At 67.5% G+C, this 21596-nt stretch carries 21 protein-coding genes; 13 read left to right on the top strand and 8 right to left on the bottom strand.

Going from position 1 to position 21596, the window contains the following annotated elements; all coding sequences use genetic code 11:
* The first annotated feature begins 26 nt into the window (after positions 1–26).
* Positions 27–1763 (top strand): SulP family inorganic anion transporter, encoded by a 1737-nt coding sequence (locus tag RKE40_RS10145; RefSeq protein WP_316018115.1) that lies wholly within the window; start codon positions 27–29, stop codon positions 1761–1763.
* Here RKE40_RS10145 and RKE40_RS10140 read toward each other — a convergent pair.
* The 4 genes from RKE40_RS10140 to RKE40_RS10125 all read right to left on the bottom strand — a co-directional run bounded on the left by RKE40_RS10140 (position 1760) and on the right by RKE40_RS10125 (position 5688).
* Entirely contained in the window at positions 1760–2422 is a 663-nt protein-coding gene (locus RKE40_RS10140) for a hypothetical protein (protein WP_316018114.1), read from the bottom strand. The two genes, RKE40_RS10145 and RKE40_RS10140, sit on opposite strands and share 4 nt — an antisense overlap.
* A 49-nt stretch (positions 2423–2471) precedes the next feature.
* A complete protein-coding gene (locus RKE40_RS10135) occupies positions 2472–3095 on the bottom strand; it encodes a response regulator transcription factor (RefSeq protein ID WP_316018113.1) in 624 nt (207 codons plus the stop codon).
* Between the two features lie 66 nt (positions 3096–3161).
* Positions 3162–3608 carry a hypothetical protein gene (locus RKE40_RS10130; RefSeq protein WP_316018112.1) on the bottom strand — a complete coding sequence of 149 codons (447 nt, stop codon included), beginning with the start codon at positions 3606–3608 and terminating at the stop codon, positions 3162–3164.
* A 208-nt stretch (positions 3609–3816) separates the two neighbouring features.
* Positions 3817–5688 carry an adenylate cyclase gene (locus tag RKE40_RS10125; RefSeq protein ID WP_316018111.1) on the bottom strand — a complete coding sequence of 624 codons (1872 nt, stop codon included), beginning with the start codon at positions 5686–5688 and terminating at the stop codon, positions 3817–3819.
* Between the two features lie 137 nt (positions 5689–5825).
* On the opposite strand from RKE40_RS10125, the gene RKE40_RS10120 reads away from it, so the two are divergent.
* The 8 genes from RKE40_RS10120 (at position 5826) to RKE40_RS10085 (ending at position 13855) form a co-directional block, all read left to right on the top strand.
* The gene (locus RKE40_RS10120; protein WP_316018110.1) at positions 5826–6095 is read left to right on the top strand and encodes a hypothetical protein; all 270 of its coding nucleotides are present in this window, start codon (positions 5826–5828) and stop codon (positions 6093–6095) included.
* 135 nt (positions 6096–6230) lie between these two features.
* Positions 6231–6812, top strand: a complete 582-nt coding sequence (locus RKE40_RS10115; protein ID WP_316018109.1) for a hypothetical protein — start codon at positions 6231–6233, stop codon at positions 6810–6812.
* A gap of 72 nt (positions 6813–6884) precedes the next feature.
* Positions 6885–7373 carry a hypothetical protein gene (locus RKE40_RS10110; protein ID WP_316018108.1) on the top strand — a complete coding sequence of 163 codons (489 nt, stop codon included), beginning with the start codon at positions 6885–6887 and terminating at the stop codon, positions 7371–7373.
* Positions 7374–7389: 16 nt separating this feature from the next.
* Positions 7390–8172 (top strand): polyphosphate kinase 2, encoded by a 783-nt coding sequence (gene ppk2, locus RKE40_RS10105; protein WP_316018107.1) that lies wholly within the window; start codon positions 7390–7392, stop codon positions 8170–8172.
* A 159-nt stretch (positions 8173–8331) separates the two neighbouring features.
* Positions 8332–8781 (top strand): hypothetical protein, encoded by a 450-nt coding sequence (locus RKE40_RS10100; protein ID WP_316018106.1) that lies wholly within the window; start codon positions 8332–8334, stop codon positions 8779–8781.
* Complete coding sequence (locus tag RKE40_RS10095; protein WP_316018105.1) at positions 8774–10006, top strand: HlyD family secretion protein; 1233 nt, start codon at positions 8774–8776, stop codon at positions 10004–10006. Before RKE40_RS10100 ends, RKE40_RS10095 begins: the two co-directional genes overlap by 8 nt.
* Before the next feature lie 148 nt (positions 10007–10154).
* On the top strand, positions 10155–11150 hold the full coding sequence (locus RKE40_RS10090; protein ID WP_316018104.1) for an ABC transporter substrate-binding protein: 996 nt from the start codon (positions 10155–10157) through the stop codon (positions 11148–11150).
* Positions 11151–11221: 71 nt separating this feature from the next.
* Positions 11222–13855, top strand: a complete 2634-nt coding sequence (locus RKE40_RS10085; protein ID WP_316018103.1) for an ATP-binding protein — start codon at positions 11222–11224, stop codon at positions 13853–13855.
* On the opposite strand, the gene RKE40_RS10080 is transcribed toward RKE40_RS10085, so the two are convergent.
* Entirely contained in the window at positions 13819–14538 is a 720-nt protein-coding gene (locus RKE40_RS10080) for a response regulator (protein ID WP_316018102.1), read from the bottom strand. The genes RKE40_RS10085 and RKE40_RS10080 overlap by 37 nt on opposite strands.
* 150 nt (positions 14539–14688) lie before the next feature.
* Positions 14689–15327, bottom strand: a complete 639-nt coding sequence (locus RKE40_RS10075; protein WP_316018101.1) for a DUF6455 family protein — start codon at positions 15325–15327, stop codon at positions 14689–14691.
* A 45-nt stretch (positions 15328–15372) separates the two neighbouring features.
* On the opposite strand from RKE40_RS10075, the gene hemN reads away from it, so the two are divergent.
* Complete coding sequence (gene hemN, locus RKE40_RS10070; RefSeq protein WP_316018100.1) at positions 15373–16716, top strand: oxygen-independent coproporphyrinogen III oxidase; 1344 nt, start codon at positions 15373–15375, stop codon at positions 16714–16716.
* A 107-nt stretch (positions 16717–16823) separates the two neighbouring features.
* On the opposite strand, the gene RKE40_RS10065 is transcribed toward hemN, so the two are convergent.
* Positions 16824–17486: a UbiX family flavin prenyltransferase gene (locus RKE40_RS10065; protein WP_316018099.1), complete on the bottom strand. Its 663-nt coding sequence runs from the start codon at positions 17484–17486 to the stop codon at positions 16824–16826.
* Positions 17483–19030 carry a UbiD family decarboxylase gene (locus tag RKE40_RS10060; RefSeq protein ID WP_316018098.1) on the bottom strand — a complete coding sequence of 516 codons (1548 nt, stop codon included), beginning with the start codon at positions 19028–19030 and terminating at the stop codon, positions 17483–17485. The genes RKE40_RS10065 and RKE40_RS10060 overlap by 4 nt, the downstream gene beginning before the upstream one ends.
* Positions 19031–19114: 84 nt before the next feature.
* Here RKE40_RS10060 and ubiT point away from each other — a divergent pair, with 84 nt between their 5' ends.
* The 3 genes from ubiT to ubiV are packed head-to-tail and all read left to right on the top strand — an operon-like array spanning position 19115 to position 21572.
* Positions 19115–19678 carry a ubiquinone anaerobic biosynthesis accessory factor UbiT gene (ubiT, locus tag RKE40_RS10055; protein WP_316018097.1) on the top strand — a complete coding sequence of 188 codons (564 nt, stop codon included), beginning with the start codon at positions 19115–19117 and terminating at the stop codon, positions 19676–19678.
* A complete protein-coding gene (gene ubiU / locus RKE40_RS10050) occupies positions 19669–20646 on the top strand; it encodes a ubiquinone anaerobic biosynthesis protein UbiU (RefSeq protein WP_316018096.1) in 978 nt (325 codons plus the stop codon). The genes ubiT and ubiU overlap by 10 nt, the downstream gene beginning before the upstream one ends.
* A gap of 29 nt (positions 20647–20675) precedes the next feature.
* Complete coding sequence (ubiV, locus tag RKE40_RS10045) at positions 20676–21572, top strand: ubiquinone anaerobic biosynthesis protein UbiV (protein ID WP_316018095.1); 897 nt, start codon at positions 20676–20678, stop codon at positions 21570–21572.
* Positions 21573–21596: the final 24 nt, after the last annotated feature.

Below are 21596 nucleotides of genomic sequence, written 5' to 3'. Positions count from 1 at the left end.
ACCCGGAACTTGCCGGGGCCGAGGCGATGAGAGCCAGGAATCTGCTTCCCGCGAGCCTTGTGGGCTACCGGTTGGAAAACTTGCGCTTCGATGTCACGGCCGGCCTCGCCGTCGCCGCCGTCGCCATTCCCAGTGCTATCGCCTATCCCGCGATCGCCGGCCTGCCGGCCGAGGTCGGCCTCTATGCCAGCATCCTGCCGCTGGTCGGCTATGCGCTGTTCGGGCCGTCGCGCAAGCTGATGGTCGGTCCGGATGCCGCGACCATGACCGTGCTGGCCGCGGCACTGGCGACCCTGCCTCTCGACAATCCGGCCGATCGTGTCGCCGCAGCGGCCGCACTGGCCTTGATGGTCGGCGTGCTCTGCGTCCTGGCGGGCAGGTTGAGCCTCGGCGTCGTCGCGTCCTTCCTGTCGCGCCCGATCCTGATCGGTTTCATCAGCGGCATCTCGATCTCGATCCTGATCGGCCAGATCGGCCGGCTGACCGGTGTCCGCATCGAAGGTGACGGGCTGATCCAGCCGCTGCTCGAGATCATCCGCAAGGCCGGCCAGATCCATTGGCCCTCGCTCGGTTTCGGGGCCGTGATGTTCGGCCTGCTCGTTCTGCTGGCGCGGCTGCGCTTTCCGATTCCCGGGCCGCTCGTCGTCGTCGTGCTGGCGGGCATCGCCTCTGCGCTGTTCGATCTCGAGGGCCGCGGCATGAAAGTGATCGGCAGCCTGCCGAGCACGATGCCGGCCCTGTCCCTGCCCGATGTCTCGCGGCTGCCGATGAAGGAGCTGTTGCTGGGCGCCGGCGCGGTCTGGCTGGTCAGCGTCAGCTCCGGCCTGGTCGCGGCGCGCAGCTTCGGCGCTCGGGACAAGTTCGACGTCGACGCCGACCGCGAGCTGACCGGACTTGGATACGGCAACATTTTCTCGGGCCTGTTCAGCGGCTTTCCGGTGACGGTCTCGGACTCGCGGACGGCGATCAACATCTCGGCCGGCGCCCGCTCCCAGGTATCCGGGCTCGTCGCGGCCCTCGCCCTGACGGCGCTGCTGCTCTATCTCAACGATGCACTGCGCCTCCTGCCCAATCCGGCGCTGGGCGCGATCCTAGCCTTTGCCGCGTTGAACCTGATCGATCTCGGCGGTCTTCGCGAGATCTGGCGCGTCAGCCGCACCGAGTTCGTCTTCGCCCTGATCAGCATGTGGGGGGCGATCAGCCTCGGCGTGCTCAGCGGAGTGGTCATCGCTATCGCCGGAACCTTGCTGCATGTCCTGCTCAAGGAAATGCGTCCGCGCGTCGCCCTGCTCGGACGGATCGCCGGCCGGCCCGGCTTCTACAAGCTCCATCGCAGCGAACGCGCGGCCCCGGTGCCCGGCATGGTGATCTTTCTCGTCCAGGGCAGCATCCTGTTCTTCAATACGGACTTTCTGCGCGACCGTTTCGAGAGCGTGGCGCAGACGGTGCCGCCGGGTACCGACTGGTTGCTGGTCGACGCAAGCGCCGTCGCCCAGATCGATACGACGGCGGTCGCCATGCTGCAGAAGCTGCGGGCCGATCTGTCGGGGCTCGGCCTGACGCTGGTTCTGGCCGAACTCCACCGCGAGCCCTGGGAGATCCTGCAGCGGGCTGGCTTCTTCGAGGGGCCGGAAGCGACAATGGTCTTCGACGATGTCGAGGATGCCGTCAGTGCGCTTGCGGGCCGCGAACCCGGCACCGTGGCGCAACCGGCGCCAGTCGGCGAAGGGCCGGTGGGCGAGGGGCGGCCCGGCTCCGTCTAGGCTGGCTCGGTGCGCCGGTACTCCCGGACCAGGATGTCGCCGCTGATGATCAGGACCCAGAGCGGAAAGACCAGGAACGCCCCGTCGACGACGTGGCTGCCGAGCAGGAGGAATGCAGCTGCGGCGTATCCGCAGAACGCCGTCCAGCGCGCAGCGATCCCGGTACGCAGTACGATGGTCGAGGCGGTCAGCAGGAAGACGCCGGAGACCTTCAGTGCGTAGACGCTGACCAGGAAATAGGAGAAGGAGCGCGCCAGAGTGAAGGTCACCGACCCGGCGAGCTCGCGCGGCAGCGCCGCATGCGTGGTCAGGATCGCCCCGATGGCGGCAGCCGCGGTGAACAGCATGGCGACGAAGAGCAGACCGCTGCCGAGGAAGACCGTCGCGAACAGCGGGTGCTCCTGCGCGCCGAGCCGGTCGCGCAGCACGCCCATGAACCAGAGAAAGGCGATGCCGGCGAAGGGGATGAGATGGAGCGCGAGCTCGACCTTCCAGGCCTGGGCGCCGAGCCAGTCGCCAGGGTCGCGCGGATGCAGCCGCAGCGTCTGGAGTACCAGCATGATCGCCGACAGGAGCAGGACTGAGAACAGGATGCCGGCGACGGCCGCGGCGCGTGGCGCCTTCAGCCCGGCAGGTGGGTGATGGGCGGGCGACGCCATGCTCGACCCCGTTTGACTGTGAATGCGGCGGCCGCGCGTGGCTGCTGCCCTACGGATCGGCGAAGCGCAGCAGGCCCAGGCGCTCGGCGCAGGACACGAGCTCGACCACCGAGCGGATCTGCAGCTTCTCCATCACCTTGTGGCGATGCGCCTTCACCGTCCGCTCCGTGGTTCCGAGCACGAAGGCGACCTGCTTGTTCATCTTGCCGCGGATGACGAGATCGAAGACCTCGCGCTCGCGCCGTGTCAGGAGCAGCAGGCGCTGCCTTGCGGCGCGCAGCCGGCTTTCCTGCTGGCTGGCGAGGCGGTGGCGCGCGATGGCGCGATCGATCGCGACGATCAGCTCCTCGGAGGCCACGGGCTTGGTGAAGAAGTCCTCGGCCCCGGCCTTGATCGCCTTGACGCCGCTACGAACGTCGCTCTGGCCGGAAAGGCAGATCACCGGGAGGTTGGAGCCGGCCTTGTTCAGCCGGTCGAACAGGTCGGGCACGTCGGTGTCCGGCTTCTCCACATCGACGAGGATGCAGCTGGCGCCTTCATCGTCCGGTATCTGGCTCAGGATCTCGTCGGTGCTGCCATACGCCTTGGTTCGGTAACCGCAGGCGCGGAGCAGGCCGTCGATCCCGGCCTGGGCGGATAGATCTCCTTCAACGATATGCACGAGACCTGACATGGCTTTCCCCCGATCTACTGCCTGGCGGGCAGCCGCTCCGCCGGTCACCTCGGAATGCGCGCGGCCTCAGGGTGGCTTCAACGAGTCTCGGTCGCAGCGTTGATACCTGGTCGCTATGCCGCCCTCCGGGCCGAGATAGCGATTTAGCGTGCCGCTCTCCGCCAGCGCGAACACCACGCGGGCGCTGTCGGACGAGACGGTGGTGGTGCAGCTCAGATTCAGCATCTGTCTCGCGCCTTGCGCGGTCATGCGGACGATCCTGCAGGTAGCGAGCGGGGTCGCCAGCCGCTGGCCGGCAATGATGAAGGCCGGTGCGAAGGCGGCTGCCGGCCGCCGAAACGCTATTGCCGCTCCCTTCTGGATGAAGACGCCGGAGCAGGCGCCACCTTCCTCGAGCCAGGCGCCCTGGAAGGCGCTTGCCTGCGCCCGCACCTCCGAGGAGAGAGGTGGGCTGAGCGCGGCCGTGGCCACAGACGCGGCAAGGAGCGTCAGGCGGCAGATCGATGCGGTCATCCAGCCTCCATCGCCAGTGCAGGCTCGGTCGAGCAGCGGGCGCCGGAAGCCGACGCGCTCAGTCGATCCGGGATGGCAGGACGCGTGTCGGAGTATCATCACCGACGGTATCGCAACCTGAACGGGTTGCTGCGTCGCGCCGCCGCCATGCCGCTGCGCTCAATGTCTGGCAGCAGTGCAGGCCGCAAAGGCCGTTCCGGGAAGTAGGTTACGGTTGGCTACGTTGGGCTGGGTCGTCGCGCGACCCGGCTGCCGGCGCCGCCGCATGCTGCTGCGCGTCCCAGGCGGATAGCTGGGTCCGCACCGGGAAGCCAGCCTGGATTGCGCCACGGATCAGGATGGCGCGGTCCCTGATGTTGAAGTTGCGCCGCTCGAGCTCGCCGTCGAAATCGGCGAAGAAGCCGGGGCGCAGCTTCAAGAACTCGGCGCGGGCCTGCGCGGCTTCATGACCCATGCCGCAGCGGGCGAAGATCAGTGCAGCAACGAAGTGATAGATCGAGAAGCGCTGCAGATTGGCGCGCTTGATCAGGTCGACGGCTCGCGCATCTTCGCCCTGCATATAGGCGGCAAGGGCGAGAAGCCCGGTGTAATAGCTGGAATGGCCGGGATTCTTGGCCATCGCCTCTTCGATAAGGCTGGCCCCGCGCACCCAGTTGCCGGATTGCGCGACCCAGGCACCGAATTCGCCGAGCAGTTCGGTGTCATTGGGATTGAGCGCCCGCGCCTGCGCGCCGATGCGCAGCGCTTCGGCTGCCTCACCGCTGAAGTAGAGCACCGTCATCAGCGCTTGCAGCGCCCGTACATTCTCGGGCGCCAACCTGACCGCGCGCTCGGCGGCGGCCCGCGCCCGGACCATCGGCGTCGGTTGGCCGCCGCGGCGGTTCAGCTTGAAGCGTTCCTCGTCGAGATAGAGATAGGACAACATCGCCCAGCTGGTCGCATGCTGCGGATAGCGCTCCGTGACCTGCTCCAGGCACTCGCGAGCCTGCGCGTGCTCGGCGGCGTCGATCACGGTGCGGTAATGGTAGAAGCGGTAGGAGCAATCCTGCGGCGGACTGGCGAGGCCGAGCTTTCCCGGCCGCACAAGCGGCGGATTGGTGAAGATGACCCCATAGGGTTGCGCGACAGCGGTCGCGACATTCGCGGCGATCGTCGTTTCGATCTCGACGATCGGCTTGTCACGCGGGTCGGCGTCGTAGGTCCCGGCCCACAGGACGATCGCGCTGTCGCCGTCCAGCACGCGTGCGGATATCCGCAGCTTGCCATCTGACAGGCGGATGCCGCCCTCCAGCACATAGCGATTGCCGGGAAGGCGCTGGGGCTCGCCGGCTGTGCCGGGCGCCGGGCCGGGTGAGGGCTCGCGGGCGAGGACGGTCAGCTCCTTGAAGCGGGTGAGCTGCGCCAGCAATTCCTCGGAGAGACCGGCGGCGTAGTAGTTGACCTCTGGTTGGCCCGAGAGATTGGCGAAAGGCTTGAGGGCCAAGGACGGTCCCTCGGGCATGGATGACGCCCTTGCGGAGGTTACAGGCTGTGGTGGGGTCGCAAGCCAGGCGAGGTAGCCTGCTGCGAGCATTGTCAGCGCGAGGAGCGAGCCTACAAGCCAGGGCGGACTCCGCCCGGGGGAAGCGGCGGTGTCGCTGCCATGCCGGTCGACGCGCAGCGGCGCAGCGGACTGGGCGTCATCTCCATGCTGCTGCCGCCATTGGAAATGGGGCACATAGGCGCCTTTGGGGATCTCGATCAGGACAGGGGCGGAATTGCCCGCCAACAAGTAGTAGCGCTCCAGAGCACGCCGCAGGCGCCCTGCTTCGATGCGCACGACCGGGTCGTTCTGGATGTCGAAATTGGCGTCCCGGCCGAAGACCTCGACCGCCACGGAATAGGCCTTGATCCGGTCCGCGCGGCCGGCGAGCGTCTCGTTGACCACATAGATCAGGAAGTGACGCACTCGCGCCGGCACGCTGAATTCGGCACTGGCGAGAATGCGGTCCAGCTGCGCGCGGATTTCCTGCTCCGGCGGGGGCGGCCCCGGCAGAGCAGCACTGTCCTCATCACAGTTCCTGGGCCGCTGCAGCTCCACGGAATAGGCTCCCCCGAGCCGGACATCCGGATAGTAAAGGCAAGGCGAGGCGGTAGTTCTGTGTAACCTCCCGTTATTTACTCCCAACACGGCCGGCAGGCCACATAATTATGGCCTTTCGCGGGGGGCTCGATCCTATGGATACGGGCGTTCTGGCTGCCATCCGGCGCCTGCCGAAACACAAAAAGGTGATCGAGGAGCTGGTGCTGGTCAGCGAGAGCTTCCGCAATATCTGCGGAGACCTCGCCGAGGCGGAACTGGCGCTACAGCGCTGGGAAGCCTCGGAAGCGCCCGGGGCCACTGCCCGGCGTGACGAATACAGGCATTTGGTCGACGGGCTCGAGGCCGAGCTCAGGCAGGCGATACACGAACGTCAGGCCCGGCATTCCGGGCGGCATGGAGGCTAGGCATCGGACCGAAAGAACGGCTGTGGCTTTCGGACGCAACCGATGCTTCGATGAGGGGATGGGACGCCGCTGCGCCTCGATTGGACGCAGGGCTCTCAGGAAGCAGACTGGTGTTCCTCAGGGTGGAGAGTTCCGATGTCGAAGCATGCAAGCTGGATCCTCGCAATCTCGTTGGCCATTGGCGCTGCGGGCTGCGCCACGACTCCCACGGTGACGAGCGAGACCGTGATCGTGGCCGGCGTGGGCGCGGTCGAGGTCGAGCGTATTGATGTCGAGGTCGTCACCATCAATCAGGCGACGCGCATCGTCGTCGTCCGCCAGGGACAATATGCCTGGCGCGTGATGGTCCCCGAGATCTTCGGCGATCTGAATGCAATCCGCCCGGGCGACAGGCTGCAGATCCGGCGAGTCGAAGGCGCAGTGCTCGGCGCCCGGCGGGCGAAGCGGGGCGCCCGGCCTGAGATCGTCTACACCGAGGAGGTCAGCGCGCCGCGCTTCCAGAACCTGCCCGACAGGTTCGTCGAACGCTCGCTCACCCTCACCGCGAAGTTCGAGAGCTATGATCCGGCTACCGGCATGGTCAACTATGTCGGCCCCGCGGGGCCGCGCACTCACAGGGTGGTCGATCCCGATATCGCGAAGGATCTGCGGCGCCTGCGGCGCGGCGACATGGTCGATCTGACCTTCGCCGAGGCCATTCACGTCGTCAGGCTCTGAACAGGCCGGAACTCCGCCGCAGGTCGCCCGCGCGGCGACCTGCGGCGGAACCCGACGCAGGAGTTGCGCAAAATGTCGACCGCAAGTTCCAAACCGCAGGCGGCTACGCTGGCCGATGAGAGCTTCATGTCCGCCGACGATCTCCGCTCCTATATGGCGGAGCTCGAAATGGCCAAGGCCTCGAAGCTGCTGGGCGCCATGGACAAGGCCGAGGAGGCCCGGCTCAAGCTCGTGGCAACCTTGAAGGAAGAGATTGCCGTCACTCCGGCGAAGGTCGCGGAGATCAAGCAGAGTCTGGCGAACAAGACCCGCGCCGCCGCCGAACGCGGCGAGAAGGAAGTGATGGTCATGCGCTTCCCGAGCGCGCTCTGCACCGATCGCGGCCGGGCCATCAACAATTCCGAGGCGGATTGGCCGACCACGCTGACGGGGCGGCCGCGCCAAGCCTATGAATTCTGGAAGGAGCATCTTCAGCCGGCGAAGTACAAGCTGCGCGCCATGATCGTAGAATGGCCGGGGGGGCTGCCGGGCGACGTGGCGTTCTTCCTGAGCTGGTCCTAGCGGCCGGAGCACGACGATGAAAGCGGACACGATCAAGCCCATGAAGCGCAAGCAGTATGAGCGCGAACTGCGCGAGCTGCACGGCGAGTTGGTCAAGCTCCAGGAATGGGCGAAACATGCCGGGGGCAAGGTCTGTATCGTTTTCGAGGGGCGCGACGGTGCCGGCAAGGGCGGGGTGATCAAGGCGATCACCGAGCGGGTCAGCCCGCGCGTCTTCCGTGTCGTCGCGCTGCCGCCGCCGACCGAGCGCGAGCGCTCGCAGATGTACGTCCAGCGCTATGTGCCGCATCTGCCTGCTGCCGGCGAGATCGTGATCTTCGACCGCAGCTGGTACAACCGTGCGGGAGTCGAGCGGGTCATGGGCTTCTGCACGGAGGAGCAGGCCAAGAGCTTCCTGCAGATCGTTCCCAGCGTCGAGAAGGCTATCGTCGATTCCGGTGCCATCCTGCTGAAATACTGGCTCGAGGTCGGCCAGGAGGAGCAGACCCGCCGCATGGAGGAGCGCATCAACGACCCCAGGAAGATCTGGAAGCTCTCGCCGATGGATCTCAAGTCGTATTCGCGCTGGTACGAATACTCGCGCGCCAGGGACGAGATGTTCCGTGCCAGCGATACGGCCTGGGCACCCTGGTACGCCGTTCACTCCGACGACAAGCGCAAGGCGAGGCTGGCCATCATCTCGCACATATTGAGTTCTGTTCCTTACGAGGACCTGCCGCGCGAAAAGATCAAGCTGCCCAAGCGACAGAAGCCGCATGGTTACGAGGAGGTCAACTTCGCCCGCAACTGGATAGGCTAGATCAAAATCCGCCTGCGAACTCCGGACGGACGGGCGTCCGGTCGATCGGGTTGATTCAATCTGGCCGAATTCGGCTCTAAGCTATTGATAGAGAACGCGCGATCCGACTAGCTTGTATTGCAGGCTGGTCGCGGCGTGCTCTTGATCTGGAGTGTTCTTATGGCCGCTGGCCTTCACCCCTTGGCGCCGCATCATCTGCCGGGTTTCATCACCGCGCCTGGCGAAACGGATACGCTGCTGGTCGTAACCGGCATCATCCTCCTGGCGGCGGTGCTCGGCGTCGGCCTGATCTTCCTGCGCCTGCATACGCTGCCCGAGCGCATGGCGCACAAGTCCCAGAAACTTCAGTTCGAGATCGTCGCGGTTCTAGGCCTGTTGGCTCTGTTCACCCATGTGCATCTGTTCTGGGTCGCGGGCCTGCTCCTGGCGCTGATCGACATCCCGGATTTCTCGGGCCAGTTCGGCAGGATGGCGCATGCGCTCGAGCGCATCGCCGGGGTGAAGCCTCCAGCGGACGAGACGGAGATCGGCGAAGCGCAGTCGGCCGATGCCGCCCATGGCGCGAGCGAAGGCCATGCCCCCGCCCGCAAGGAGTCCGGCCATGCTTGAACTGCTGGTCTGCTCGCTCCTCACCATCGTTCCCGACTACCTCTACCGGCGGTTCCGGCAGGGCAAGCGGCTCGGCAAGGAGATCACGTTCTACTCGGTCTGGTTCGAGCTGCGCTGGGGCATCATCTCCTGCCTGATGCTGACGATCGGCCTGATCACAGTGATCTTCTACAATCATCCGTCGACGACGAATGCGACCGTGATGTTCCGGACCATCCCGATCGTGCCTGAGATCAATGGCCGGGTCGCGCAGGTCCATGTCGGCGTCAGTGGTGATGTCAAGAAGGGCGATCCGATCTTCCGGCTCGACAGCAGCCGGCAGGAAGCGGCGGTCGCGACCGCCCGGAACAAGGTCGCCGAGGTTGAGGCCTCGATTGTCGTCGCCAGGGCCGATCTCCTCACTGACGAGAGCAAGATCCTCGAGGCGAGGAGCGCGCATCAGCAGGCGCTCGACGAGCTCGAGACCAAGCAGGAGCTGCGCCGGCGCAATGACGACATCGTCGCGCGTCGCGAGATCGAGCGGCTCGAGAACCTGGTCGCCGGGCGCGAGGCAGCGGTTTCCGCGGCCGTCGCCTCGAAAGCCAGCGCGGAAACGCGGATCTCGACCTTGCTGCCGGCCGAGAAGGCGAGCGCCGAAGCGGCGCTGGTGCAGGCGCAGGCCGATCTCGACCGCACGGTGGTGCGCGCCGGCGTTACCGGGCGTGTCGAACAGTTCACGCTGCGCGTCGGCGATGTCGTCAATCCGCTGCTCAGGCCGGCCGGCGTGCTGATCCCCGAGGAAGCGGGCAGGACAACCTTGCAGGCCGGTTTCTCCCAAATCGAGGCGCAGGTCATGAAGGTCGGCATGGTTGCGGAAGCGACCTGCCTCTCCAAGCCCTGGGTGATCATCCCGATGGTCGTCACCAATGTGCAGGATTTCATCGCTGCCGGTCAGGTGCGCAGCGGCGAGACGCTTCTCGATGTGCAGCAGGTTTCCAAGCCGGGGACGCTGCTGGCCTTCCTGGAGCCGCTCTATGCCGACGGGCTCGACGGTGTCACTCCGGGCAGCACCTGCATCGCCAACGCCTATTCCAGCAATCACGAGCTGATCGCATCCGGGAAACTCTCGACCGGACGCAAGATCATCCTCCATGGCGTCGACGCGGTCGGGCTGGTCCACGCGCTGCTGCTGCGCATCCAGGCGCTGGTCCTGCCGATCCAGACGCTCGTGTTCAGCGGGCATTGAGACGGGCCGACGGGTTAGCGCCTCACCAAGGCGACGACCCGTCTCTCCCAGCCATTGCGGCGCCGCCCTCGACGCGGCTGGCCGGGGCATGCGAAACTAGGCTCAGGGAGCGCGGCAGGAGCGCTCCTCTCACATTCTGGCTCGCCGCATGCGTCGTCGCTCCCTTCTGGTTGCCTTGGCAGGGTGCGGGCTCGCGCTCTGCGATCACGCGGTGCGGGCGGCGGCGCCAACCAAGCTGATCGCGGTGATAACCGCGCTGCCGCTCGACCATCCCGTCGTGCGTTCCAGGATGGCCGAGCTTCGCGGCCTGCTGGCCGAGCGTGGCTGGGTCGAAGGCGGCAATCTGCGCGCGATCTGGCGGTTCTCGGGCGCCAGCGAGGGCGATCTGGCACGCGCCGTCGGCGAGACGCTTCAGGACCGGCCCGACGTCATCATCGTCGGTTCCAGCACCGAGGCCGAGGCGGTTCTTGCCGAAACACGGCGGATCCCTGTCCTGTTCAGCACCGCCTCCGATCCTGTCGGAAGCGGCTTCGTGCGCTCGCTCGAGCGTCCGGAAGGCAATGCTACCGGTTTCAGCAACAATGACCCCGCCATGTCGGCGAAATGGCTCGAATTGCTGGGCGAGATCGCCCCGGCGACCCGCCGGATCGGCGTGGTCTTCAACCCGCGCACCACACCGGCAGCGGGCGAGACCTATCTCGCGAGCCTGAACGCCAGCATCTCGGAGCAGGGCTTGGAGCTCGAGACGCTGCCGGTGCCCGAACCAGCCGCGATCGAGCGGTTGCTCGTCGCTTTCGCGGCGCAGGGTCCCGGCAGAGGGTTGGTCTTCCTGCCGGATAGCTTCACCTTTCGCCATGCCGGCCGATGCACCGCGGCGGCGGCGCGCGGGCGGCTGCCGGCGATCTATCCGTTCGATGCCTTCACGCAACAGGGCGGGCTGATGTCCTACACCGGTGCCCGTGAGGGCACGGCCGAACTCATGGCGACCTATGTCGACCTGATCCTGCGCGGCGCGAATGTCGCGGAGCTGCCGGTGCAGTTCTCCCGTAGCTTCGAGCTTGTCATCAACGAGAAGGCCGCCGCCGCGCTCGGACTTGGCCTGCCGCCTTCGCTGCGGATACGCGCTCAGCGGATTGTTTCGTGACGCGGCACGACGCTGCACCGCGAAACGCCTCTGAGCCGCGTGGCGCGCTCGGTCGGCGGTATGCGCTGTTCATGGCCGTCGCGATCTGCCTTGCGCTGGGGCTCAGCACGGCCGTCTCGACCTATTTCGCCTTCTCGGACCAGAGGGCACTCGTGGTCCGTGTGCAGCAGGAACAGGCCCGGGCGGCGGCGCAGAGGATTGGCGCTTTCGTGGCCGACATCATGCATCAGCTCGACTGGGTCGCGCAGAGCGGTGCTGGCGACAATTCGGCCGAGGAGCGTCGGCTGGACGGTCTGCGGCTGCTGCGGCAGGTGCCGGCCATCCTCGAACTGCGCCAGATCGATCCGACAGGGCGCGAGCAGCTCGCGCTTTCACGCATCGAGCGCGACCGGATCCGCAGCGGCGTCGACTGGTCGGCGGATCCCGGTTTCAAGACGGCGCTCGCGCAGGGCAGCTTCCATGGCGATGTCCAGTTCCGCCGGGGCTCGGAGCCCTATGTGGTGCTGCTCCGGCGCGGCGAGGCACCGCCACATTGGGTCGCGCAGGCGACGGTCAACCTCGTTTTCATCCGCGATCTGGTTTCCCGGCTCAAGGTCGGCGAGGCCGGCCGCGCCTATATCGTCACGCAGTCCGGGCGGCTGATCGCTCATCCCGATCTGCGCTTCGTCCTCCGCAATACCAAGCTCGCTGACCTCATCGGCGCGCATCAGGCTGCGGGAGAGCCCGGGGCTGGGCTTTCGACGACCGATATCGAGGGGCGCAAGGTGCTGTCGGTCATGGCGGCGGTTCCCGACCTCGACTGGAATGTGGTGGTCGATCTGCCTGAATGGGAAGCCTTCGCTCCGATCCATGCATCGCTGCTGCGTTCGCTTGTGTTCCTCGCGCTGGCGCTTCTCGCCGCAATCGTCGCCGCAATCGCCTTGAGCCGGAAGCTTGTGGCGCCGGTCAAGGCTCTTGGCGACGGCGCGGCTCGGATCGGCCGGGGACAATTGCACGAGCGGATCGATATCCGCACGGGTGACGAGCTTCAGGAACTCGGGGAGCAGTTCAACCAGATGGCCGAAAGTCTGGAGGAAAGTCGCGCCATGTTGGAGGACAAGGTTGTCGCCCGCACTGCGGCCCTGAAGACGGCGCTGGAGCTGGCCTCCGCGGGACAGAAGGCTGCGGAGGAGGCGACCCGGGCAAAATCCAGGTTCCTGGCGGTGGTCGGCCACGATATCCGGACGCCGCTCTCCGGTGTGCTCGGCGTTCTGGATCTGCTCGATCGAAGCCGCCTGAGCCAGCGCGATCGCCGCCTCGTCGCCATGGCCGCCACCTCGGGCGAAGCGCTCGTCGATCTGGCCAATGCGACGCTCGACCTGTCGCGGCTGGAGGCTGGGAGCGAAAGCCTCGACCTGCGCGATTTCGATCTTGGCGCGCTGCTCGAGGCCGCCGATGCCCTGATGCGTCAACCGGCTGAGCAGAAGGGGCTTGCCCTGAAGCTGCGGCGCCCGTCGCCCGATTATGCTCGTGTTCATGGCGATCCCGGCAAGATCCAGCGCATCTTGATCAACCTCTTGCGCAACGCGATCAGCTTTACCGAGCGGGGCGAGGTCGAGTTCAGCGCCGAGCTGGAGCCTCCGTCGGCCGGCGGCAGCATCTGGTTGACGCTCATGGTCCGCGACACCGGTATCGGCATCGACCGGGCGATGCAGGGCCAGATCTTTCGTGATTTCGTGCAGGTCGATCCGGAAACGGGCCGGCGCAATGGCGGTGTCGGGCTGGGCTTGGCGATCTGCAGCAAACTGGCGGAGCTGATGGGCGGCTCGATCTCCGTCGCCAGCACCAAAGGGGAAGGCAGCAGCTTTTCCGTCAGGCTGCCCTTGGGGACGGCCAAGGGAGAACCGCGGCCCGTGGACCGGACGCCGACGCAGATTCAACGCGTCCTCGTTGTCGACGACGACCCGGTGACCCGCGAGGTTGCCCGGGTCATGGTCGGCAAGGCTGGCCACAAGGTGCAGGCCGTAGCCTCGGGCGAAGCGGCGCTGGCAAGGCTGCGCAAAGGCGCCTTCGACCTCGTGCTGCTCGACATGCACATGGCCGGCATGGACGGCGTCGAGACCGCACTGGCGATGCGGGAATTGCCGGGAGCTTCGCAGCTCCGGATCATCGCGCTGACGGCTGATGTCTCTCCTGAGACGATGCGGCGGATGCGTGCGGCGGCGCTGACGACGATCCTGTCGAAGCCGATCACGTCGGCATCGCTGATGCAGGCCATCGGGCGAGGTGGGGCCCGTCGCGGCGAAGGGCCGTCTGTGGCGCTTTCGGCGGAGCTCCCCGTCGATGTCGCCTTCTTTCGCACACAGCGCGGCCTGATCGGCGAGGAGCGGACACGGCAGCTGCTCCAACTCTTCGCGACCGTGTCGGAGCAGATCATGAAGGACATGCGCACGGCGTTGATGGCTTCGGACAGGGTGGAGCTGCGGCGGCTGGCCCATCAGCTCGCGAGCTCGGCCGGTGCGGTCGGGTTCGGGCGCGTCGTCGTTCTGGCGGGCAGGCTCGAGCGAGAGGCGCTGGTCGTCGAGCCCGACGCGCTGGGACGCGCGGTCGAGCTGCTCGGCCGGGCCCGCAGCGACGCCTTCGAGGCTCTCGCCGGTCTCGAAGACGAGGCGCCCGGCCTTTCGGAGGTTCAGATGTCGCGTTCGACCGGCAGCCCGAGCCTGTAGCCGATACCGCTGACGGTGACGATGATCCCGGGATGTCCGGCATCGCTGAGCTTGCGCCGGAGTCGGGCGACCAGCGCGTCGACGCTGCGCGCGTCGACATCGGTGTAGCGGTTGCTGACCACCTCGATCAGATAGTCGCGTGTCAGGGCATGCTCAGTGCTTTCGACCAACGCCGCCAGCAGGTCGAATTCGCCGCGTGTGAGCCGGATCGGGTCGCCGGTGAGCGTCGCGAGCTCTCGCCGCAACAGGTCCATGATGAACGGGCCGAAGGTCGCTGTGGTGCTGCGCCGGGCCGTATCGCGCTCGATCCTGCGTCGCCGCAGCACCGAGCGGGTCCGGGCGAGCAGGTCGCGCAGGTCGACAGGCTTGCTGACATAGTGATCGCCGGCGAGTTCGAGCCCGACGATCCGGTCGATATCGGCATCGCGCTGCGTCACGAAGATGATGCCGGCATCCGAAAATGTCTGGAGCTCCCTGGCGAGCTCAAAGCCGTCACCATCGGGCAGCACGACATCGATGAAGATCAGCTCTGGCCTGAAGCTGCGGACGGCCCGCTTGGCCTGGGCGATCGTCTCCGCCTCCTGGATCTGGAAGCCCTGGTCGCTGAAATAGCCAGCGATGACCGCACGGGTGACGGGGTCGTCCTCGACGATGACCAGCCGTTCTCCCGATGTCGCGTCCATCAGCCCCGCAATCCCCGGCCGGCGGCCCCCTCCATGGCAGGTCTCGCGCTCTGGCCGGGCGGACGATCCAACAAGGATCGATTGAATTCAAGCGATTGCAGCCGCAATTGTTGACGGCTGTTCACCAGACGGCCGGCTGCGGTGCCGGCTTTAGCAAGGCGTCTCGACGACCCGCAGCTTTGGCCGGCGCAGGCGCTCGCGTCTCAGCGCGGCGATGGTGGCGGCATTCGCGCAGTACTGCTGATAGGTCAGCTCCGCTTCGTCGCGGTCGAGCCTTCGGCGGCAACGTTGTGTCATCGTGCAGCTCGCGCAGACGACCGCCATGTCGCGCATCACGGCCGGCTGCAGACGGGAGAGGCGCTCGGCGTCGAACCCGGTGCTGGCGAGAAGCCGCGGCAGCAGCTCGTTCTCGGACGCATCGCGCAAGGCCAGATCGTAGAGATCCGCCTGGCTTACGGCGATGTCGCTGGCCAGTTCGCGCAGGCCATCACGGCCGAGCGCATCAAGTTCGCGGCGCGCGGAATGGCGCTGCCGCCAGCGCTGTGCGAGTTCGGAGAGATGCATGGTTTCCTCCTCCTGGAGAGCAGCATCTACCAGGCCGCGGTGCGGAACATTGCTGCAGGTCAAACAATCGGGCGATCGCGCCAGCCAGGCGGCAAACGCCCTCGGGCTCGTGGCTGCGCGAAAAAGAATGGCGCGCGCGGCCTCAATCAGGGCGACCCCGGCCAGCGCGGCAGATGCGGATCGACCCCTGCCAGTTTGCATTCGATCAAAGAAGCGCGCCGCCATGCGGGGTACGAGGTAACCGGGAACAGTCGATTTTCGGAGCTTTCGATGCAGGGCGCGCACTACGCGGACGAGCGGCTTCCGCGCTACACCAGCTATCCGACCGCGCCGCATTTCAATGCCGGCGTCGACGCTGCGACCTATGCCGGCTGGCTGAAGGCGCTGCCGGCGGGGACGACGACCTCGCTCTATCTGCACGTGCCGTTCTGCCGCTCGATGTGCTGGTATTGCGGCTGTCACACCACGGTCGCCCTGCGCGACGGCCCGATCGTCGACTATCTCGCCGTGCTGCGCAGCGAGATCCCGCTCGTGGCCGGGCAGCTCTCCGCTCCGCTCGACGTGCGCCATATCCATTTCGGCGGCGGCACGCCGACGATTATCGAGCCGCAGGAATTTGTCGCGCTCGTCGCGCTGCTGCGCCAGCATTTCGCCGTGCATCCGCAGGCCGAGATCGCCGTCGAGATCGACCCGCGCCGGCTCGGCATCGAGATGACGGCGGCGCTCGCCGCGGCGGGCGTCAACCGTGCCAGCCTCGGCGTGCAGAGTTTTGACCCGGCGGTGCAGAAGGCGATCAACCGCATCCAGAGCGTCGAGCAGACCGCGAGCGTCGTTACGGGCCTGCGTCGCGCCGGCATCGAGGAGGTCAGCTTCGACCTGATCTACGGGCTGCCGAAGCAGACGCTGCAGTCCTGCCGCGACACTGTCGAGCAATGCCTCGCCATGCGGCCGGACCGGTTCTCGATCTTCGGCTATGCCCATGTCCCGGAATTCAAGAAGCATCAGCGCCGGATCGCGGTCGAAGACCTGCCGGACGGGCAGGCCCGGCATGAGCAGGCCGAGGCGATGGCCCAGCAGCTCGTCGCTGCCGGCTATGTCCGCATCGGGCTCGACCATTTCGCCCGGCCGACCGATGCGATGGCGCAGGCCCTGGCGCAGGGCCGGCTGCACCGCAATTTCCAAGGCTACACCACCGATCGTTGCGAGGCGCTGATCGGCTTCGGCGCTTCGGCGATCGGACGCCTGCCGCAGGGCTTCGTCCAGAACGAGGTGGTGATCGGGCGCTATGCCGAGCGCGTCGCCGATGGCGCGCTGCCGACCGGCAAGGGCTATCGGCTGACCGCCGAGGACCGGCTGCGGGCGGCCTTGATCGAGCGGGTGATGTGCGATCTTGCCGTCGATATCGACGCCGTCTGCGATGAGCACCCGGTCGACCGCGGGGTCCTGGCTCCGTCGCTCGCCAAGCTCGAGGACCTGTCGCGCGATGGCCTGATTCGCTTCGATGGCAGCCGGGTGCTCTTGCCCGAGGACGCGCGCCTGTTCGTGCGCAAGGTCGCCTCGGCCTTCGACGCCCATCTCGACCAGTCGCAGCGCCAGTTCAGCCGGGCAGTCTGAGCTGCCGGGAGCATGTCGCGCTTGCTCGGAACCACTTCGTCATCCCGGAGCGGGGCCGCTTCGCTGCGGCCGGGCTGACGGAGAAACGTGGTGTATAGTTGGCGCCTCTATTCGCCGGCCGTGGCGGCCAAGTCTGTTTCCATCTCTCCCTGCCAGGCGAGGGGGGCGATCTCGTCGAGCCCGAGGCCGAGCAGGCCGATGGCGCGCAGCGCGATCTGGTCGATGATCGCGGCGATGTCCGGCGGCCGCAGATAGAAGGCCGGGACCGGCGGCGCGACGATGGCGCCATACTCGGTGACCTGCGCCATCGCCCGCAGATGGCCGAGATGCAGCGGGCTCTCGCGGGCGATCAGGACCAGCCGGCGGCGCTCCTTGAGCTGCACATCGGCGGCGCGCACCAGCAAATTGCCGAGCTGGCCATAGGCGATGGCGCAGAGCGTATGCATCGAGCAGGGAGCCACGATCATCCCCGCCACCGGGAAGGACCCGCTCGCGATTGAGGCGCCGATATCGCAATGGTCGTGGTGGACATTGGCGAGGGCGAGCGCCCGTGCCAGGGCGTCGGGACCGACCTCGGCGGCGAGCGTCCGCTCCGCTGCGCGCGAGACCACGAGATGGGTTTCGACCCGGCCGGAGGCTGCGAGCCGTTCGAGCACGCGCAGCCCGATCGCCGCGCCGGATGCGCCGCTCAGCCCGACGATGACCCGCAGCGGGCGGCTCGAAACGGTGGCGGGCCCCGGAAGGGCGGCGGCGGGCGGAAGCTGGTTCATGGTGCGGTTCCGGGCGGCGTTGCGAGGCCGAGCGAGGGCCAGAGCGCGTCGATGCGGGCGCTGACTTCAGGATCCATCGCCATCGGGGCGCCCCATTCGCGTTGGGTCTCGGGCGGCAGCTTGTTGGTGGCGTCGATGCCGAGCTTGCCGCCGAGGCCGGGCTTGGGAGAGGCGAAGTCGAGATAGTCGATCGGCGTGTCGGCGATCGTCACGAGGTCGCGGCTGGCGTCCGAGCGGGTCGCGACCGCCCACATCACCTGCGCCCAGTCGCGTGGGTTGATGTCGGCGTCGACCACGATGATCAGCTTGGTGTAGCTGAACTGCGGCAGCATCGACCACAGGCCGAGCATCAGCCGGCGCGCCTGGCCGGGATAGCGCTTGGCCATGGCGACGACCGCGATCCGGTAGGAGCAGGCCTCCGGCGGCAGCCAGAAATCGACCACCTCCGGGAATTGCCGCTGCAGCAAAGGCAGGAACAGCGTGTTCAGCGCCTCGCCGATGCGCGAAGGTTCGTCGGGCGCGCGTCCGGTGAAGGTCGAAAGATAGAGCGGCGCCCGGCGCATCGTCACCGCGGTGACCCGCATCACCGGGAAGGGCTCGACCGCATTGTAGTAGCCGGTATGGTCGCCGAACGGGCCTTCCAGAGCGGTTTCGTCTGGCGAGACCAGCCCCTCGATGACGATCTCGGCCGCGGCCGGCACGGCAAGCGGCACGCTGACGCAATTCGTAAGGGCCGGCCGCTCGCCGCGCAGCAGGCCGGAAAAGCGCATCTCCGAAACGGTCTCGGGTAGCGGCAGCACGGCCGACAGGATCGTCGCCGGGTCGGCGCCGATCACCACGGCGACCGGCATGTCACGACCGAGCCTTCGCCATTGCGCATGATGGCGGGCGCCGCCGCGATGGGCGAGCCAGCGCAGGATGGCGCGGTCCTTTCCCAGCACCTGCATGCGGTAGACGCCGAGATTGCACTCGTCCTCGGGCGTCGGCTCGGGCGGCGCGGTGATGACCAGCGGCCAGGTGATCAGCGGTGCGGGCTCGCCCGGCCAGCAGGTCTGAACGGGCAGGGCCGTCAGGTCGATGTCGTAGCCGCGAAACACCTGCTCCTGCACAGGCGCCCGGTTCTCGCCGCGCGGGCGCATGGAGAGTGCCGCGCGCGCCAGCGGCAGCGCCTTCCAGGCTTCGGCGAGGCCGCGGGGTGGGCGCGGCTCGCGCAGCTCGGCGAGGGTTCGCCCGAGGGCAGGCAACTGTCCGGGCGTGCGGCCGAGCCCCCAGGCGACGCGCTCGACCGTGCCGAACAGATTGGTCAGCAGCGGGATCGGCGAGACCGTGCCGTCCGACCGTACCGGGCGCTCGAACAGCAGCGCCGGCCCTTCCTGCGCGATGACGCGGCGATGGATCTCGGTGATCTCGTGCACGACGCTGACCGGCTCGGCGATCCGCCGCAGCTGACCGGCGTCGTCGAGATGGGCGAGGAAGGCGCTGAGGTCGCGAAAGCGCGGCAGTTCACGGATCGGCAAGGGCAGGGGCTCCGGTTGCCGCACCATGCTCCCGCGCATTCCGCCTCGTCTTTGCGGTGGCGCAACGACCTGGCGGGTCTTTGCCGCGATCTTGCGGACAGGAGGAGATCGATGCCGAACAGCGCGACGCCGAATGCAGCACCACCTGGACCTCTGGTCCTGCCGCCCTGGCTCACCCACGCCATGGCACCGCTGCCGCTTGGGCCGCTGCAGCCGCTGCTGGCCTTGACGCTGTCGCGCATCGGTCGCCTCCACCCCGATCTTTACGGCCGCCTCGGCGAGCATGCCGAGAAGCGCTTCGGCATCGAGCCGACCGATCTGCCCTTCGCCTTCGTGCTGGAGCCGCGGCCGGAGCGCCCGCAGGCGCGCGCCGTCCGCCGGCTACCGCCCGGGCTCGATGTCCGCATTCGCGGCCCGCTGTCAGGACTGATCGGCATGGCCGAGGGCCGGCTCGACGGCGACGCGCTATTCTTCTCGCGGACGCTGTCGATCGAGGGCGACATGGAGGCGACGCTCGCTCTGCGCAACGCGCTCGACGACGCCCGGCTCGATTTCGGCACGCTCCTGCTCGGCTGCCTCGGCCCGCTCGGGACCCGCGCCGCCGCGTTCCTGCGCCGGCAGACCGGACGGGCCCGGCCTGCGCAGGCCGCACCCGGAGGCTCGTCTTGGAACTGATCTGCCCCGCCGGTACGCCGGCGAGCCTCGAGGCTGCCGTGGAGGCCGGCGCCGATGCGGTCTATTGCGGCTTCCGCGACGAGACCAATGCCCGCAACTTCCCCGGCCTGAATTTTTCGCGGGACGAATTGCGACGGGGCATCGCCTTCGCGCATCGCCACGGCGTCAAGGTGCTGGTCGCGATCAACACCTTCGCGCGGGCCGGTGTCTTCCAGCTCTGGCAGTCGGCGATCGACGATGCGGTCGCGGCCGGCGCGGATGCTCTGATCCTCGCCGATCTCGCGACGCTCGCCTATGCCGCCCGCCGCCATCCCGGCCAGCGCCTGCATGTCTCGGTCCAGGCGGCTGCGGCCAATCCCGACGCGATCCGCTTCTATGTCGAGCGCTTCGGGGCGCAGCGCGTGGTGTTGCCGCGCGTGCTCGGCGTGATGGAGATCGCCTCGATCGTCCGCGAGACGAGCTGCGAGACTGAGGTCTTCGTCTTCGGCGGCCTCTGCGTGATGGAGGAGGGGCGTTGCTCGCTCTCTTCCTACGCCACCGGAAAATCCCCGAACATGCAGGGCGTCTGCTCGCCGGCCGGCGATGTCGCCTATGCGCAGCAGGGTGGACGCATCGTCTCCAAGCTCGGCGGCTTCACCATCAACAGCTTCGAGAAGGACGAGCCCGCCGGCTACCCGACCCTGTGCAAGGGCCGCTTCGTCACGCCGAAGAGTACCGGTTACATTTTCGAGGAACCGGTCAGCCTTGACGCCGGCGTGCTGCTGCCGGCGCTGCGCGATGCCGGCGTGACGGCCTTCAAGATCGAGGGCCGCCAGCGCGGGCGGGCCTATATCGCCGGCGTCGTCCGCTCCTTCCGCGACATTCTCGCTGCCATCGACCAGGGGCGCAGCGCGCCGATGACCGGGCTCGTCGCCATGTCGGAGGGGCAGGCCAACACGGTCGGCGCCTATCGCAAGGCCTGGCGCTAGCCGCCACTCGCGCATCAAGGAAACTGCCGATGCAACTAACCCTCGGCCCCGTGCTCTACCACTGGTCACCCGAGCGCTGGCGCGACTTCTATTATCGCATCGCCGACGAGGCGCCGGTCGAAACCGTGGTGGTCGGCGAGGTCGTCTGCTCCAAGCGGGCGCCGTTCAAGCAGGACCTTCTCCCCGATGTGATCGAGCGGCTCGAGGCGGCGGGCAAGCAGGTCCTGCCGGCCTCGCTCATCCTGGTCTCGCTGCCGCGCGAGCGCCGCCAGAGCCGCGAGCTGATGCAGGCCGAGGACACCATGGTCGAGATCAACGACCTGACCTGCCTCGCCTCGCTGAACGGCCGGCCCTTCGCCGTCGGCCCGTTCGTCAACGTGTACAATGAAGGCGCGGCGAGCTTCCTGGCCGAGTGCGGCGCGAGCCGGATCTGCCTGCCGCCGGAGCTGCCGCTGCCGGCCATCGCGACGATCGCCGCCGCCCTGCCACAGCTGGCGATCGAGGTCTTCGCCTTCGGCAAGGTGCCGCTGGCGATCTCGGCACGCTGCTACCATGCCCGCGCCCACAAGCTGACCAAGGATAATTGCCGCTTCGTCTGCGAACTCGATCCCGACGGCATGCCGGTCAAGACGCTCGACGGCGCCGGATTCCTTTCGGTGAACGGGGTGCAGACACTCTCGCATGGCTGCGCCAGCCTGCTGCACGACATTCCGGCATTGCGCGAGGCCGGCGTCGCCTCGCTGCGGCTCTCGCCGCAGAGCTGCGACATGGTCGCGGTCGCCAAGCTGTTCCGCGATGTCGCCGACGGGCGTCTCGACGCCGAGGAGGGCGAGCAGCGGCTCGGCGAGCTTTATCCCGAGGTGCCGTTCGCCAACGGCTTCCTGCATGCGGTCCCCGGGCATCTTCGGGTCGGAGCGGGCGTCTGAACCGCCAGCGAGTGCGGAAACGGA

This window comes from Allobosea rubneri (assembly GCF_032464875.1).
GTDB classification, from domain to species: Bacteria; Pseudomonadota; Alphaproteobacteria; order Rhizobiales; family Beijerinckiaceae; genus Allobosea; species Allobosea rubneri.
Note: the sequence above shows the minus strand (reverse complement) of the source record. Positions and strands in the feature narration are given on the sequence as shown.

Coding starts and splice junctions, on each gene's coding strand:
- RKE40_RS10145 (WP_316018115.1), top strand. CDS start 27: ATGAGAGCCAGGAATCTGCTTCCCGCGAGCCTTGTGGGCTACCGGTTG.
- RKE40_RS10140 (WP_316018114.1), bottom strand. CDS start 2,422: ATGGCGTCGCCCGCCCATCACCCACCTGCCGGGCTGAAGGCGCCACGC.
- RKE40_RS10135 (WP_316018113.1), bottom strand. CDS start 3,095: ATGTCAGGTCTCGTGCATATCGTTGAAGGAGATCTATCCGCCCAGGCC.
- RKE40_RS10130 (WP_316018112.1), bottom strand. CDS start 3,608: ATGACCGCATCGATCTGCCGCCTGACGCTCCTTGCCGCGTCTGTGGCC.
- RKE40_RS10120 (WP_316018110.1), top strand. CDS start 5,826: ATGGATACGGGCGTTCTGGCTGCCATCCGGCGCCTGCCGAAACACAAA.
- RKE40_RS10115 (WP_316018109.1), top strand. CDS start 6,231: ATGTCGAAGCATGCAAGCTGGATCCTCGCAATCTCGTTGGCCATTGGC.
- RKE40_RS10110 (WP_316018108.1), top strand. CDS start 6,885: ATGTCGACCGCAAGTTCCAAACCGCAGGCGGCTACGCTGGCCGATGAG.
- ppk2 (WP_316018107.1), top strand. CDS start 7,390: ATGAAAGCGGACACGATCAAGCCCATGAAGCGCAAGCAGTATGAGCGC.
- RKE40_RS10100 (WP_316018106.1), top strand. CDS start 8,332: ATGGCCGCTGGCCTTCACCCCTTGGCGCCGCATCATCTGCCGGGTTTC.
- RKE40_RS10095 (WP_316018105.1), top strand. CDS start 8,774: ATGCTTGAACTGCTGGTCTGCTCGCTCCTCACCATCGTTCCCGACTAC.
- RKE40_RS10090 (WP_316018104.1), top strand. CDS start 10,155: ATGCGTCGTCGCTCCCTTCTGGTTGCCTTGGCAGGGTGCGGGCTCGCG.
- RKE40_RS10085 (WP_316018103.1), top strand. CDS start 11,222: ATGGCCGTCGCGATCTGCCTTGCGCTGGGGCTCAGCACGGCCGTCTCG.
- RKE40_RS10080 (WP_316018102.1), bottom strand. CDS start 14,538: ATGGACGCGACATCGGGAGAACGGCTGGTCATCGTCGAGGACGACCCC.
- RKE40_RS10075 (WP_316018101.1), bottom strand. CDS start 15,327: ATGGCGGCGCGCTTCTTTGATCGAATGCAAACTGGCAGGGGTCGATCC.
- hemN (WP_316018100.1), top strand. CDS start 15,373: ATGCAGGGCGCGCACTACGCGGACGAGCGGCTTCCGCGCTACACCAGC.
- RKE40_RS10065 (WP_316018099.1), bottom strand. CDS start 17,486: ATGAACCAGCTTCCGCCCGCCGCCGCCCTTCCGGGGCCCGCCACCGTT.
- RKE40_RS10060 (WP_316018098.1), bottom strand. CDS start 19,030: ATGGTGCGGCAACCGGAGCCCCTGCCCTTGCCGATCCGTGAACTGCCG.
- ubiT (WP_316018097.1), top strand. CDS start 19,115: ATGCCGAACAGCGCGACGCCGAATGCAGCACCACCTGGACCTCTGGTC.
- ubiV (WP_316018095.1), top strand. CDS start 20,676: ATGCAACTAACCCTCGGCCCCGTGCTCTACCACTGGTCACCCGAGCGC.